The following is a 14,742-nucleotide window of genomic DNA, read 5'->3' as shown; positions in this document are numbered from 1 at the left end:
CCTGCCGTGACCGAGGAACCCACCCTGCGCGAGGCATGCCAGGGAACCCCGCCGCTGTCGGCTCGTCTGGAGCCGTGGATGCAGGAGCTGCTGGCGGACCCTGCGACCTGCAGCTCGCTGCTGGAGCGCTACGGAAGCCCGCTGAACGTGCACGACTTTTCCGCGCTGCCGCGCAACGCCGCAGAGCTCACGGAGGTGGCCGAGGGCTCCGGGGTGGACCTGCGGATCTTCGTGGCACGCAAGGCCAACAAGACCCTCGGCATGGTGCGTGCCGCGCATCGCGCCGGGCTGGGGGTCGACGTGGGCAGCGAGCGCGAGCTGGGCCAGGTGCTCGAGGCCGGTGTGCCGCCGCATGACGTGGTGGTCACCGCGGCCATCAAGCCCGATCCGGTGCTGCGCCTGGCCCTGGAGTCCCGCTCACTGCTGGTGCTGGACAACCTCGACGAGGTGGCCGCCTCCCGGAGGGTCGCCGAGCAGGTCACCGGCGCCCGGAGCGCGGAACCAGGTCGCCCCGCGGACGGGGCCTCTGGTGCCCCCGAGCCGTTCCCCGTGGCGCTGCGCCTCGCGCCCAAGCCCAGCGACCTGATCCCGCCCACCCGCTTCGGGGAGTCGGCCCGCGCCTGGCTCGAGCTGATCGACTCCGGCGGCCTGGGCGACCTGCTGCGGGTGGACGGTGTGCACTTCCACCTGCACGGCTATGACCCGATCGCGCGCGCCACCGCCCTCGGGGAGGCGCTGGAGCTGATCGACGCGCTGCGCGAGCGCGGCCTGGCCCAGGATGGCGCGTTCGTGGACATCGGCGGCGGCATCCCGATGAGCTACCTGGACGATGCCGAGCAGTGGGACGCCTTCTGGCAGGCCCACGAGCGGCAGGTTCCGGAGTCGGGCCTCGGCGGGGGTGCTCGCGCGGCCGACGACGACCGGCCCGCGGCTGCCCCCGACGCCGGCGAGGACGCCCCCACCGCCCCGCTGACCTGGCGCCGGGAACCGCTGCGGCAGGTGTACCCCTACCACCAGCAGGTGATCCGCGGGCCCTGGCTGGAGCGGCTCCTGGGCCACGAGATCCGCCCGGGTGCCACTGCCGGGCAGGCCCTGCGAGAGCGCGGGGTGCAGCTGCGCTGCGAGCCGGGCCGCTCCATGATGGACGGTTGCGGCATGACGCTGGCGAGGGTCATCCAGCGCACCAGTGCCAGCGACGGCGTGCCCCTGGTGGGGCTGGAGATGAACCGCACCCAGTGCCGCTCCACCTCCGACGACTTCCTGGTGGACCCGATCCTGGTGCGCACCGGCACACGCGACGATGCCACGGATCCGTCGGTCGCCGGTGCCGGGCAGAGCAGGGCGAGCGAACGGTTCGAGGGGTTCCTGGTGGGCGCCTACTGCATCGAGGCCGAGCTGATCCTGCGTCGGCGCCTCGCGTTCCCGCAGGGTGTGGCCGTGGGCGATGTGATCGCCCTGCCCAACACCGCCGGGTACCTGATGCACATCCTGGAGAGCGCGTCCCACCAGATCCCCCTGGCCTCCAACGTGGAGCGCGTCGGCGGTGGGGAGGCAGGCGGATCCGGAGGTGACCACCCCAGCGCAGAGGTGTCGGACCGCAGCAGGACGGGCGGCACGGACCGCAGCAGCACCGCCGTCGAAGGCAGCGATCCCCGTCCTGATGTGCCCGGGTTCAAGCGCGACGGCATCGACCGGGTGCTGCCCATCCGGGCCTGATCCCCCGCTTGAGAGCTCTGTGAGCACGCCTACATGCCGGGAATCTTCGGCCCACCGGTCGAGGTGGGCACAGATGCGTCCCGTCAGGTGCAGGTGCTGGCACGCACGGGGCGGCACGCGACCAGCTGACGGCGCGGCCATGCACGGGGCGGCCTCGCGCTCGGCGGCACCCGACCTGCTGACGGCGTTGCCAAGCGCGGGGCGGCACGCGAGCCGGTGGCGGCGCGGCCTCGGTCTGACCCGACGCAACAGGAGTGCTAGCTGTAATGACCGGGGACGTTAGTCGACGCTTGCGGCGCTGGTAGAACTCGCGTCAGGGCCGCGGCATCGCCGGTGACATCCACGCCCTGCGCGATAGCGGCGGGCAGAGGCATTGCGCCTTGTAGGAGGGCAACCAGTACCGGCCCGGGGCCTGTAACACCCGCCAGGGGGCTGACGTCGCGCCGGCAAGGGTCCACCGTGATGGTCCCGTCGGCGGCGGTGAGGTCGAAGCCGTCGTCGAAGGTGCCGAACCGGATCACGATCGGTGGCTCGTCCGGCCTGTGATCCGCGAGGAGGAAGCGTGCCGGTTGGCTGAGCCAGTGCATCTGGAAGATCGCATCACTCGGCGCGTCTGGAACCGTCGGTGCACCCCACTTCAGAAGCTCGCGCAGCACTCCGTCCAGGGCCCGGCCACGCTCGGTAAGCCGATACGTTGGCGTGCCCGGGTTTCCTGGGGCGGGCTCGCGGGCGACGACACCGTTGGTCTCGAGGTCCCGCAGACGCTGGGTGAGCAGGTTCGTCGCGATGCCAGGCAGGCCGCGCTGGACTTCGCCAAAGCGCAATGCGCCCCCGATCAGCAGCTCACGCACGATCAGGAGAGTCCACCGGTCACCGACGACATCCAGGGCGCGAGCGATCGAGCAGAGCTGTCCGTAGGACTTCACCTGAACCCCCTTGACTTTATCAAGTGCCTGCTTGAAAGTATCAAGCACCATTCTCACACCAAGGAGAGCCATGCCCGCCACCCTGTCTTCTGCCGCACCTCAGACCCTCAAGGACTATTACCGGATCCTCGAGTCCGGCATCGACAGTTACCAGGACGAGGCTGACCTACGGCCTCTGCTGGGTGACCACCTCGACTTCACGGGCTCCCTCGCCGGACACCTCCCCGACGCCACCGATGGCTTCCTGGGCGGGGTTGCCGGTTTCATTGCGACGGTCAAGCAGATCGAGATCATCCACGACGTGCACGGCCCTAACGGCTCCGCCGTGCTCTACACGGCGACCATGCCCGGCGGTCCCATGACCTTCGCGGAGTTCTTCACCTTCGACGGCGGACGCATCGCGTCCTTGAACCTTCACTACAGCGGCCCCAAGTACATCGAGAAGGGTGGACGATGACAGCACAGAAGGACCTGGTCGAGCGAGTTCGTGACGCGCTAAGAGCTCGCAACCCTCGTGAGGTGTCGATGTTCGGGGGAGTGTCGTTCATGGTCGAGGACCGGATGGTCGTCGCCGCTCGTCGGGAAGGGACACTCCTGCTACGCATCGACCCCGCTGACGCGGAGGACCTACTCGCCCGTCCTGGTGCTCACCCTGCGCTCATGGGTGCAGACCGCCCCATGGGCGAAGGCTGGATCAGCATTGAACAGGCCGCCCTCCAGGGACCTGGGCTCGAGTCCTGGCTTGCGCCAGCACTCACCTTCCACGCAGCGCAAGGCTCCAAGTAGAAGTCTCTACTCCAACTCCATCATCCGGTGGCCGGTCGCAAACGCGGCCGGCCACCGATCTATCTCAGGAGGCACTTTGAGTCATCGCAATGCCGCACTGACCCCACGTCATCGTCTACGAGTCGCCCGCCTCGTCGTCGAGGAAGGATGGCCGATCAGCGAAGTCGCTGCCCGCTTCCAGGTGTCGTGGCCAACCGTGAAGCGGTGGGTCGACCGCTACCTCGCTGGCGAGCCGATGCAAGACCGGTCGTCACGTCCGAAGTCCTCACCGAACAAGACGAGCAAGAAGACGACAAAACGGTGCGTGAGCCTACGAATGCGCCTGAGGGAAGGGCCTGTTCAACTCGCAGTGGGCTGACCCCGTTTTTTAGGTCCGGTGGTTCTGGGAGTCGTCCTGTCGCCCGTGGTTGCGGGCAGGGAGACTGGTCAGATCATGTCGAACAGCAGGAAGCGTCACACCCCGGAGCAGGTCGTCCGCAAGCTCGGGCAGGCCGACAGGATGCTCGCCGACGGCAGCGACATCGCCGCGGTGTGTCGGGAGCTTGGGATATCCGAGCAGACGTATTACCGGTGGCGTAACCAGTACGGCGGACTGAAGGCCGACGACGCGAAGCGCCTCAGGGAGCTGGAGAAGCAGAACGCCACGCTCAAGCGGTTGCTGGCCGAAGCGGAGATGGAGAAGGCTGCGCTCAAGGAGCTGGCCGAGGGAAACTTCTAGGCCCGGGCAGGCGCCGCGCCGCCGTCTCGCACCTGATCAGGACACTGCAGGTGAGCGAGCGGAAGGCGTGCCGTCTGGCCGGGCTGAGCAGGTCCGCGTACCGTCGCCCGCTCAAGGGCGACACGGTCGCCGACCCTGATCGCGCGTTGCGAGACTGGCTGCGCGCGTGGGCGAAGAAGCATCCCCGCTACGGGTACCGGCGGGCGTATCACGACGCCCGGGGTGAGGGCTGGGCGGTCAACCACAAGAAGATCCAACGCCTCTGGCGAGCCGAAGGCCTCCGCGTCCCGCAGCGGCGACGCCGCAAGCGTGTCGGATCCTCGACCGTCGACGCCCCAGCGGCAGTCGCACCGAACCTCGTATGGGCGGTGGACTTCCAGTTCGACGCCGACGAGCGGGGCTGCCCGATCAAGATCTGCTCCATCGTCGACGAGCACACCCGCGAATGCATCGGCGGGCTCGTGGAGCGGTCGATCACCGCCGACCGGCTCACCGCCCACCTCGAAGAGCTCGTCGCCGTCCGCGGTGCACCGGGTGTGCTCCGCAGCGACAACGGGCCCGAGTTCATCAGCGACGCGATGGCCGACTGGGCGGGTACCCGCACCGGCCTGTTCTACATTCCGCCCGGCTCGCCCTGGCACAACGGATACGTCGAATCGTTCAACAGCCGCCTCCGCGACGAGTGCCTCAACATCAACAGCTTCTACTCACTGCTGCACGCCCAGGTCGTGATCGGCGACTGGAAGACCGAGTACAACCATCAGCGTCGGCACTCATCGCTCGGCTACCTACCCCCGGCCGAGTACGCTCGGCAGTGCACCCATCAAATCGAAACCGACGACTCACAGAGCGACCGGACCGAATGAAGGGGGCGGCCCACGGCGCGTGCGCGCGCCGTCCGCCCCCGGGCTCCTGCCGATAGAGTGCGCACGACCGTCGCCGTGTCCTCGAGGGCGTCACAGGTGCCCACCTCCTGGGCGCCTCGTGCCGCGCGGCCTCTGCGATTCGCCCTCGCCTCTTGCCCTCGCTCTCGCACTCGCTCTCGCTCTCGCACCTCACCTCCCACCCTCGCCCTCGCTCTCGCCCTCGCCTCGCCTCGCCTCGCCTCGCCTCGCCAGAAGGAGCCGACCATGGCCTCCCGCCCCGTACGTATGGACGACGTCACCGTCGAGCGGGTGCTGCGCACGGTCGAGGTCATCCCCCGCGGGCGCGTCGCCGCCTATGGGCAGATCGGGGCGATCGTCGGCATCGGCCCCCGACTGGTCGGCCGGATCATGAGCGACTGGGGCTCGTCGGTGCCGTGGTGGCGCGTGACCAGCAGCTACGGGGACATCCCGGCCGGCCTGCGTGGGCGGGCGCTCGAACAGTGGGAGGCCGAGGGCATCGCGCTCAAGCCGAACGGGCTGGGCTGCCGCATGCGGGAGTACGGGGCCGATCTCGACCAGCTGCGGCGCGATGCACAGGCGGCCTGGGCCGATCTGCCCGACTGAGCGGGTCCGCGGGCGGATCGGTCCCGGGCGGACCGGCCCCGAGTGACCCGGTCTACGGCGAACCGGTCCCGAGTGAGCCGGCCCTCGGTGAACCGGCACTCGGTGAACCGGCGCCGGGCGTGCGTGCCCCCGTGAACCGGCGGCGGGCGAACCGGCCTTCGGTGAACCCGCCCCGGGCAAGCCGGCACAGGGTGGGGCCGCCGGGGACGCCATGGCCGCGTGAACGGGTGCGCGGGCAACGGGCACGCGAGGTCTGCGAACGAGTCGCCATCCGGGCGTCATGGCGACGCCGACGCAGAACTCGATGCAGGATGGCGACCAGAACGCAGACGTCGACCGCTCGGAGTGCGGCGGTGCAGGCGTCGATCGCCCCCGATGGCGCGGCGTGATCGCCGAGCGCCCAGGCGCGGCGACACAGACGTCGACCGCCCCTGGCGCCGAGGCGCAGCCGCCCGAGCGCCCCGGATGAGAGGACAGCGCGGGCACGCTTGCCGCGCGTTCGCCCCCGCTGCATCGACAGGCACGTTCCCGTCGTTCTTCACGGACATGACGACGACAACGTGAGAGTCGATACGAGAGAGCGACGAGAACGTGAGAGTCGACGCGGGAGCACGACAGGCACGTTCCCGTCGTTCTTCATGGACACGACAACCAAAACGTGAGGGGCGACGCGAGAAAGCGACGAGAACGTGACAGTCGGCGCGGGAGGACGACGGGGACGTACCCGTCGATGCGGAAGAGCGACAGGCACGTTCCTGTCGTTCTTCACGGACATGACGACGAGAACGTGAGAGTCCATGCGAGAGAACGACGAAAACGTGCCCCTCGATGCGAGAGAGCGACGAAAACGTGAGGGGCGACGCGGGAAAGCGACGACAACGTGACAGTCGATGCGGGAGAACGACGAGAACGTGCCCCTCGATGCGAGGCGTCCGGCGGCACCACGCCCGGAGCACGCACACCGCGGCCGGACCCAGTCCCACGGGCCGACGCCCCCGCCGCCCCGTCCCGCGCCTACTCGACCGGGACGTCCTCGAGGAAGAAGAAGGCCGGGACGCGGGCGGCGTAGTCGCGGCCGTCGAACTCGCGCCAGCGCACGAGCTCGGTGGCGCCCTCGCGCGACCGCGCGAACTGGGTCGCGAGGAACATCAGGCCGATCACGCTCGCGAGGCCCTGGCTCGCGGGGTGCGCGCGCAGGATGTCGCCGATGCTCGCCTGGCCCGCGCGCCCGCGCACGTCGTTGACGCGCCCCGTGAGCTCGACGATGTCGATGTCGTTGGTGCGCACGAGGTCGGCGAGCACCTCGACCGACAGGGTGGTCGCGTCGTGCACCTCGGCCTCGGCGGGAGCGCCCAGATCGGTCGGGTCCTTGAGCTGGTGCTGGGAGACCGAGGCGAGCTGGACGCGCGACAGGTCGAGCTCGAGCTCGAACGGCGCGCGCGAGGAGACGTCGTCCTTCTGGGCGAGGGCGAGGTGCTGGGCCTCCTGCAGCAGGTCCAGCAGCACGCGGTGCTGGCGGAAGTCCTGGCTGCGCACGAAGCGGGCGAGCGAGCGGTACAGCTCGGTCTTGACGTCGAGCACCTCCTGCGCGGGCTCGTACAGGTCGCTGAACACGTTGGCCAGGCGCTCGCGCTCGGCCCGCGTGAGGGAGGCCGCGAAGTCGCGGTCCAGCAGCCGGTCGACGACCTCCTGCGCGGTGCGGTTGCTCGCCGGGTCGTTGAGCATGCGGAAGAACGCGGTGAAGGTGCGGCCCACGCTCGACTGGCCCAGGAGGTCGTCGCCCGCGAGCAGCTGCTCGAGGATCTCGCCGCGCGAGCCCTCGGGCGCGAGGATCTGCTCGCGCAGGTGCAGGTCCACGGCGCGCAGGTCCTCGCGGTACTGCAGGAAGTCGCCCGACAGCTCCGAGGCGATCTGCAGGATGTCGCGCAGCCGATCGAGCGACGACTCGGGGCTCGGCAGCATGAGCTCGCCCTCGGCGAGCTCCCGGATCTGCCGCTCGATGCGGGCCCGCTGCGCCTGGAGGCCCGCGAGGCGCACGTCGCGGTCGGCCTCGGTCTCCTGGACGAGCCGGTCGAACTGCTGGACCACGAGCTGCAGGCGGGACTCCGTCGTCGTCGGCCGGTGCTCCTCGAGCGACACGATGAACTGGATCGCGTCGATCGTGGCCGGGGAGGGCTCGAACGTCGTCTCGACGTGCTGCGGGTCGTCGCGACGCGTCAGATATCCCTCGCGCACCCACGTGTCGCAGTACTCGGCGGCGGTCCGGCCGCTCGCGGCGGTCGGACCCGCCCCGCCGTCGTCGGAGCCGCCGCGGTCCTCGCGCAGCAGGTCGAGGTGGGTCTCGACGCGCGCGACCAGCTCCGAGCGCGGCAGCCGACGGTCCCCGCCGGGGAACACGGCCTGCAGGATGGCGAGGACGGCGGGGGCCTTGGTCGCCGACAGCAGGCGCCACGTGCTCATGCGGCGCAGCTGCTCGTACGCCTCCTTGCGGGCGCGCACGGCATCGCTGACCGGGTTCGTCCACCTCGTGGGCTCGGGCGTCGTCACGAACGGGGAGTCTACCGACCGTCGCGGCGCCCCCCCGGCGGCCGCCCGCCCGACCTGCCCCGCCGACCGGGGCGTCGACGCTCCGTTCCGCGCACCCCCCTGTCGTCGCGCGGCTTGCTGGCATAGCGTGGTCTGCGGCCCGTCCGTCCACCCCGTCCTCTGGAGCCCTCCCTGTGAGCATCGCCGCCCGCACGTCCGCGGTCCTCCCCCTCGCTGCCGACGACCGCCCCTGGGAGGCGCTCCCGGCAGGCGCGAACCGTCTTCCCGGCCGCGCGCACCTGCACACCGACGCCCCCGAGCTGAGCCTCGACGGCATATGGGACTTCCGCTTCGGCCATCGGGCCGACGGCTCCGACCTCGGCGAGCCCACGAGCATCGAGGTGCCCGGCCTGTGGCAGCTGCAGGGACGCGACGGCCGCAGCGCCCTCGAGGACGGCCACCCCTTCGGCGCCCCGCAGTACACGAACGTCGTCTACCCCATCCCGCTCGACGTGCCGCACGTACCCGACGACAACCCCACCGGCCTGTACTCGCGGCACGTGTCGGTGCCCGCGGCGTGGCGCGAGCGCATCGCCGACGGCGACCGGGTGCTGCTGCGCTTCCAGGGCGTGGACTCGTGCGGCACCGTCTGGGTCGACGGCACCCGGGTGGGCACGACCGCCGGGAGCCGCCTCTCCCAGGAGTTCGACGTGACGGAGCTGCTCACGGGCGGCGACGAGCACACGCTCGACGTGCTCGTGAACCAGTGGAGCGTCAACACGTACCTCGAGGACCAGGACATGTGGTGGACCTCGGGGATCTTCCGCAGCGTCGACCTGCTGCTGCGGCCGGCCGGGGGCGTCCACGACCTCGTCGTCGTCGCCGACTTCGACCCCTCCACGCGCGACGGCTCGCTGCGGATCGACGCGACCGGCGAGGACGGCGCCCCGCTCACGGCACGGATCCGGGTGCCCGAGCTGGGCCTCGAGGCCACGACCGGCGAGGACGTCGTGGTCGAGGCGCCCGCGCCGTGGAGCGCCGAGTCGCCGCGCCTGTACGACGCGACCGTCACCGCTCTCGGCGACGGCGGCGAGGAGATCGAGACGGTGTCGCTGCGTCTGGGCTTCCGGCGCGTCGAGGTCGACGGCGAGGTGCTCCGTGTCAACGGCGAGCGCATCGTGTTCCGCGGCGTCAACCGTCACGAGGTCGACCGCTGGGGCGGCCGCACCCAGAACCTCGCGGATCAGGACACGGACATCGCGCTCATGAAGCGCCATAACGTCAACGCCGTCCGCACCTCCCACTACCCGCCCCATCAGCGCTTCCTCGACCTGTGCGACGAGGCCGGGCTCTACGTGATCTGCGAGGGCGACTTCGAGGCCCACGGCTTCCACGCCGACGTCACGGGAGAGGACTCGTCCGGCAAGGCCGCGCGCCCGGCCGACGACGAACGGTTCGCCGACGCGCTCGTCGAGCGCACCGATCGCTTCGTGCACCGCGACCGCCACCACGCCAGCATCGTGCTCTGGTCGATCGGCAACGAGGCCTCGACGGGGCGCAACACCGAGGCGATGATCGCGCGCGTCCGCGAGCTCGACGCGACCCGGCCGGTCATCTACGAGCAGGACTACCTCGCCGAGCACGTCGACGTCTTCTCGCTCATGTACCCGAGCGTCGACGAGACCGAGCAGATCGGCCGGCGGGCGCTGAGCGAGCAGTTCACGGCCCGGCTGCGCAGCATGCTCGAGGACCTCGGGGTCGACCCCGAGGGGCGCCCGCTCGCGGACCCGCCCGCCCTGACCAAGCCCTTCGTCTGGATCGAGTACGCGCACGCGATGGGCAACGGCGCGGGGTCCCTGCGCGAGTACTTCGCGCTGACCGAGCGCTATCCCGCGCTCCAGGGCGGCTTCATCTGGGAGTGGATCGACCACGGCCTGGTCACGCGGGACGCCGAGGGCACCACGATCGACGGCTACGGCGGCGACTTCGGCGAGCGCCTGCACGACGCGAACTTCGTGGCCGACGGGCTCGTGCTGCCCGACCGCACGCCCTCGCCCGCCCTGCTCGACATGAAGCACTGGTACTCGCCGATCGGCCTCGAGGTCGAGCCGGACCGGGTGCGCCTGACCAACCGCCGCGCGTTCACCGACACTGCGGACCTCGTGGTCGAGGTCTCGACCGACGGCCAGCGCACGTGGCGCGAGCTCCCCGTCGACCCGGTGGCCCCCGGCGCCGCGGCCGACCTCGAGCTGCCCGCCCACGACGGGCCCGTCACGACCGTGCGCGTCACGACCCGCGAGACGCAGGGCCCGGTGCCCGCCGGGCACGTGGTCGTGGTCGCCGACCACGTGGACCACGAGCGTCTGGCCGCGACCCTTCCGGTCCCCGGCGACGCGACCGCCCCCGTCCGGGAGGACGGCGTCATCACCCTGGGCCCGGCCGTGTTCGACACGCTCGGCGGCCTCGTGCGCCTGGGCGGCCTCGAGGTCCGCTCCGCCGGCGTGGACCTGTGGCGGGCTCCCGTCGACAACGAGCGGGCCTTCACCGAGAACCCCCTCGAGGTCCGGTGGAGGCGCCTCGGGCTCGACGTCGCCCGCACCCGCACCGTCGCGGTCGACCTCACGAACGCGGGCCTCACGGTGACCCGCCGGCTGGGCCTGGACGGGACCTCGCTCGGCGCGGACCTCACCGAGCGCTTCACGAGCGACGGGAGCACCCTCGCGGTCGAGGTGACGGTCGTGCCCGACGCGACCTGGCCCTCCGACCTGCCGCTGCCCCGCATCGGATGGACCCTCGCGATCGAGGGCGCGCCCGGCGAGGTGGACCTCCTGGGCCGCGGCCCGCACGAGGCCTACCCCGACACGGGCGGCGGCACCACGACGGCCCTGTGGCACCTCGGGATCGACGAGCTCAACACGCCGTACGTGTTCCCGCAGGAGAACGGCAACCGCGCCGGGACCCACCGCGCGGACATCCGCACGGGCTCCCGGAGCCTGCGCGTCATGGCGCCCGAGTCCCTCGGGCTGGCGGTGCACCCGTGGTCCTCGGCCGAGCTCGACCGGGCCGGGCACGACGCGCAGCTGCGCCCCGACGGCCTGACCTGGGTGACACTCTCGGCGGCGCTGCAGGGCGTGGGATCGGCCGCGTGCGGACCGGCCCCGCTCCCGGAGTACGTGCTGACGGCCCGCCCCGCGAGCTTCCGCTTCGATCTGACGCCCGACGCCTGACCGGCGTGGCGGCCGGCGTCATCCGCGGCCGCCCCGCCGGGTGGCGGGCGTCCGCTGTCGAGGCTGGGCGGGCGCGTGGGCAGGTCTGTCCGGCTGTCGTCGTCGGCCCGTCGTCGAGGGCGTGTGATCGGGAGGATCGAGAGGCACGTTGGCGTCGCTCAGCCCGATCGAGGCGCACGTTGCCGTCGCTCAGCATGCTCGAGAGGCGCCTTCTGGTCGCTCACCCTGATCGAGAGGCACGTTCTCGTCGCTCACCCAGATCGAGGCGCACGTATTGGTCGCTCTGCCTGGTCGAGAGGCACGTTCCCGTCGCTCTGCGTGCTCAGAGCGACGGGAACGTGCGCCTCGACGAGGTGATCAGGGAGCCCCCCCCCGGCGTGCCCGCCAGCTCACACCCCGACGAGCAGCATGCGGTCGTCGACGAGCACGAGCGCGCGGCCGGCCGAGACCGGTCGCACGTCCTGCACGGGGTGCGGGGACCAGCCGTCGACCGTGACCTCGCCGGTCGCGGAGTCGATGACCCGCAGGCGGGTCGCCGCGCGGGGGTCGAGGGCGTCGGTGCGCGCCTCGGTGTCGAGCAGGACCGCCGTGCGCGCGCCGAGCGCACCACGCAGCGGGCCACCCTGCTCCGAGACGGGCTCGGCCCAGACGGTCTCGCCCGTCGCGATGTCGTGCGCGATCGCCTGGCCCGCCGCGGTCACCCGGGCGACGTCCATGCCGTCCACGCCGACCTGGGCGCGGTACGGGCCGGCCTCGGCGACCGTCTCACCGCCGGGCTCGCTCCACGCGGCGTCGTGCTCGGTGGCCACGATCTCCCCCCCGGTGCCGGTCTCGGACTGGGTGCCGTCGGCGATCACCCGTCCGCCGTCGATGCGCACGGTCCAGTCGCCGGGCGCGGAGGCGTCGCTCGTCCACAGCGGGGCGCCGTCGCGGCTCGCGCTCGCCGTGAGGGCGCCGTCGGCCGCGGCGCACACCGCGACGACGGGCGGCACCGCGCCGTCGTCGTCGAGCGAGGCGGGTGCGACCACGCGGCAGCTCCCGTCGTCCGGGGCGATCACGCGCCCGTGCAGGTGACCGGTCGCGGGGTCCACCCAGGCCCAGCCCTGTCCCGCCGCGCGACGCACGACCGCGTCCGGCAGCACACCGGCCTGCCGGCCGACGTCCGCCGCAGAGGGTGCGGGCCCGCCGATCGTGAGCGCGGCGCCCTCGGCGTCGGCGACGGGGGCGTCGACGTCCACGTCGACCGTCCATGTCGGCTCGTCGAGGGGGCCGGTCCCCCGCAGGTCGTAGCCGCGCTCGTCGCAGCGCTCGTCGGCGCAGACCCGCACCACGAGCACGTCGCCCACGAGGCCGACCGGGGTGCCGACCACCGTGCGCGAGCGCGCAGGGTTCGAGGCCGACGCCACCCGGGTGCTCCCGGCATGGGCGACCGTCACGTAGCGGCCGTCGGCCGAGAGCGCGGCGACGGCCCCCGCCGCGGTCGCGAGGTCGGTGACGGCCGTGCCGTCGGCGGCGACCAGCTGGGAGGCGCCTGCCGCGCGGCGCACCAGGATCGCGGAGGGCTCGTCCGTGCCGGCGACCGAGACCACCTGGTCGTCGGCGCCGAGAGGGGCGAGGCCCGCCGGCTCGACGCCGTCGAGCGTGCCGACCCGGTGGGCGAGCACAGCGGGGACCGTGAGGGCGAGCGCGGCGAAGACCGCGAGCGCCACGGCCACCACGCGGCCTCGTCGTACCCGGCCGGCGACGACCAGGACGAGCGGCCCCAGCGCCAGGCCGGCGATCGCGCCGCCGAGCAGGCGCAGGGGGGCCTGCAGCCGATGCTCGCCCACGATCCAGCAGACCGCGCCGACGGCGGCGAGGGCCACGGCGAGCGAGAGGAGCACGAGACGATCCGGCCGGCCCCGGCGGCCAGCGCCCTGGCCACGACCGTTCCGCCCGCCGACGTCGCGCCCGTCGGCGCGCCGTGGGCCACGTGCCGGCCGCCCCTGCCGGCGGCCGGCGCCGCCCGGTGTCGTCATGGCCTCAGCGGGGCTCGCCGTAGTAGGCGCCCGTGCGCTCCTCGCGCAGCGCGTCGAACTCCCCCGCCGCGATCGCCGCACGGATCTCGTCGACGAGGCGCACCACGAAGCGCTCGTTGTGGATCGTGCACAGCGTCGAGGACAGCATCTCCTTGGCGCGGAACAGGTGGTGGATGTAGGCCGCGGTGTAGTGGGTGCACGTGTAGCAGTCGCACGTCTCGTCGATCGGCGCGAAGAGGCGGCGATAGCGCGAGCCGGTGAGGTTCACCCGTCCCGTGCGCGTGTAGACGGCGCTGTTGCGGGCCACGCGCGAGGGAGAGACGCAGTCGAAGGTGTCGGCGCCCGCGGCGACGGCGACGAACAGGTCGTCGACCTCGCTGATGCCGAGCAGGTGGCGGGGGCGGTCCTCGGGCAGCTCGTCGGTGACCCAGCCGACGATCGTCCCGAGGTTCTCCTTCTCGAGCGCCCCGCCGATGCCGAAGCCGTCGAAGCGCTGGCCGTCCTTGTCCATCGTGCCGAGATCGCGGGCGGCGGTGCGGCGCAGGTCCTCGTACTGGGCGCCCTGGATCACCCCCCACAGCTGCTGGTAGGGGCGGTGCGTGCGCGCCGCGGTGAGCCGCGCGTGCTCGACGAGGCAGCGCTGGGCCCACAGCCGGGTGCGCTCGAGGGCCCGCTCCTGGTAGGAGCGGGAGTTCATGAGCGTGGTCAGCTCGTCGAAGGCGAACATGATGTCGGCGCCCAGGGAGTGCTGGATCTGCATCGAGATCTCGGGGGTGAAGCGGTGGACGTCGCCGTTGATGAACGAGCGGAAGGTGACGCCGTCGTCGTCGACGTGGGCCAGGCGCTCCTTGCCCTCGGCCACGTCGTCGTCCTCGCCGGACGCGGTGCGGGCCTTCTCGCCCCCGGAGAACTCGCTCGAGAGCACCTTCTTGAAGCCGGCGCCGAGGCTCATCACCTGGAAGCCGCCGGAGTCGGTGTACGTGGGGCCGGGCCAGTTCATGAACGCGCCGAGGCCGCCCGCGTCGTCGACGAGCTCATGCCCGGGCTGGAGATACAGGTGGTAGGCGTTGGCGAGGATCGCCTGGGCGCCGAGCTCGGCCATCGACTCGGGCAGCACGGCCTTGACGGTGGCCTTGGTGCCGACGGGCACGAAGGCCGGGGTCGCGATCGTGCCGTGCGGCGTCGTGATCCGGCCCGCCCGGGCCCTGGCACCGGTCCGCGCCGTGATCTCGAAACCCGTGTCGGCAGGGGCGGCGGCGGGGACGGCGGCCCCGGGAGAGGCGGCGGCACGGGGCGCGGGGGTGGGGTCTGACACGACGCACAGTCTCGCACGGG

At 72.0% G+C, this 14,742-nt stretch carries 10 protein-coding genes and 1 pseudogene; 7 read left to right on the top strand and 4 right to left on the bottom strand.

Annotated elements, in window-relative coordinates:
* Nucleotides 1–6: 6 nt before the first annotated feature.
* Entirely contained in the window at nt 7–1,716 is a 1,710-nt protein-coding gene (locus BRM3_RS05880) for a type III PLP-dependent enzyme domain-containing protein (protein ID WP_263595150.1), read from the top strand.
* Nucleotides 1,717–1,973: 257 nt separating this feature from the next.
* On the opposite strand, the gene BRM3_RS05875 is transcribed toward BRM3_RS05880, so the two are convergent.
* Complete coding sequence (locus BRM3_RS05875; RefSeq protein WP_166813973.1) at nt 1,974–2,693, bottom strand: winged helix-turn-helix transcriptional regulator; 720 nt, start codon at nt 2,691–2,693, stop codon at nt 1,974–1,976.
* 19 nt (nt 2,694–2,712) lie between these two features.
* Between BRM3_RS05875 and BRM3_RS05870 the strand changes: the two genes are divergently transcribed.
* The 5 genes and pseudogenes from BRM3_RS05870 (at nt 2,713) to BRM3_RS05850 (ending at nt 5,636) form a co-directional block, all read left to right on the top strand.
* On the top strand, nt 2,713–3,099 hold the full coding sequence (locus BRM3_RS05870) for a hypothetical protein (RefSeq protein ID WP_263595149.1): 387 nt from the start codon (nt 2,713–2,715) through the stop codon (nt 3,097–3,099).
* A complete protein-coding gene (locus BRM3_RS05865) occupies nt 3,096–3,428 on the top strand; it encodes a TfoX/Sxy family protein (protein WP_166813951.1) in 333 nt (110 codons plus the stop codon). The genes BRM3_RS05870 and BRM3_RS05865 overlap by 4 nt, the downstream gene beginning before the upstream one ends.
* Before the next feature lie 76 nt (nt 3,429–3,504).
* Nucleotides 3,505–3,777: pseudogene (locus BRM3_RS05860) on the top strand (helix-turn-helix domain-containing protein); the annotation flags it as partial.
* 84 nt (nt 3,778–3,861) lie between these two features.
* Nucleotides 3,862–5,012 (top strand): IS3-like element ISPfr10 family transposase gene (locus tag BRM3_RS05855; RefSeq protein WP_263595405.1). Its coding sequence is split into 2 segments (ribosomal slippage): nt 3,862–4,132 and nt 4,132–5,012, totalling 1,152 coding nucleotides; the frame shifts between segments, so codons are not numbered across the junction.
* Between the two features lie 264 nt (nt 5,013–5,276).
* Complete coding sequence (locus BRM3_RS05850; protein WP_263595148.1) at nt 5,277–5,636, top strand: MGMT family protein; 360 nt, start codon at nt 5,277–5,279, stop codon at nt 5,634–5,636.
* A gap of 1,014 nt (nt 5,637–6,650) precedes the next feature.
* Here the strand turns inward: BRM3_RS05850 and BRM3_RS05845 are convergent.
* Complete coding sequence (locus BRM3_RS05845) at nt 6,651–8,183, bottom strand: DUF3375 domain-containing protein (RefSeq protein WP_263595147.1); 1,533 nt, start codon at nt 8,181–8,183, stop codon at nt 6,651–6,653.
* Nucleotides 8,184–8,356: 173 nt separating this feature from the next.
* Here BRM3_RS05845 and BRM3_RS05840 point away from each other — a divergent pair, with 173 nt between their 5' ends.
* On the top strand, nt 8,357–11,389 hold the full coding sequence (locus BRM3_RS05840; protein ID WP_263595146.1) for a glycoside hydrolase family 2 TIM barrel-domain containing protein: 3,033 nt from the start codon (nt 8,357–8,359) through the stop codon (nt 11,387–11,389).
* Between the two features lie 389 nt (nt 11,390–11,778).
* On the opposite strand, the gene BRM3_RS05835 is transcribed toward BRM3_RS05840, so the two are convergent.
* Nucleotides 11,779–13,272 carry a PQQ-like beta-propeller repeat protein gene (locus BRM3_RS05835; protein WP_263595145.1) on the bottom strand — a complete coding sequence of 498 codons (1,494 nt, stop codon included), beginning with the start codon at nt 13,270–13,272 and terminating at the stop codon, nt 11,779–11,781.
* Nucleotides 13,273–13,411: 139 nt separating this feature from the next.
* Complete coding sequence (gene tgt, locus BRM3_RS05830; protein ID WP_396127032.1) at nt 13,412–14,722, bottom strand: tRNA guanosine(34) transglycosylase Tgt; 1,311 nt, start codon at nt 14,720–14,722, stop codon at nt 13,412–13,414.
* Nucleotides 14,723–14,742 lie beyond the last annotated feature (20 nt).

Source organism: Brachybacterium huguangmaarense (genome assembly GCF_025725725.1).
Lineage (GTDB): Bacteria > Actinomycetota > Actinomycetes > Actinomycetales > Dermabacteraceae > Brachybacterium > Brachybacterium huguangmaarense.
This window is presented reverse-complemented; position numbering and strand designations above follow the sequence as displayed.

What these genes read in the sequence shown, in the direction of transcription:
- BRM3_RS05865 (WP_166813951.1), top strand. Translation starts at nt 3,096, where the DNA reads ATGACAGCACAGAAGGACCTGGTCGAGCGAGTTCGTGACGCGCTAAGA.
- BRM3_RS05850 (WP_263595148.1), top strand. Translation starts at nt 5,277, where the DNA reads ATGGCCTCCCGCCCCGTACGTATGGACGACGTCACCGTCGAGCGGGTG.
- BRM3_RS05875 (WP_166813973.1), bottom strand. Translation starts at nt 2,693, where the DNA reads ATGGTGCTTGATACTTTCAAGCAGGCACTTGATAAAGTCAAGGGGGTT.
- BRM3_RS05870 (WP_263595149.1), top strand. Translation starts at nt 2,713, where the DNA reads ATGCCCGCCACCCTGTCTTCTGCCGCACCTCAGACCCTCAAGGACTAT.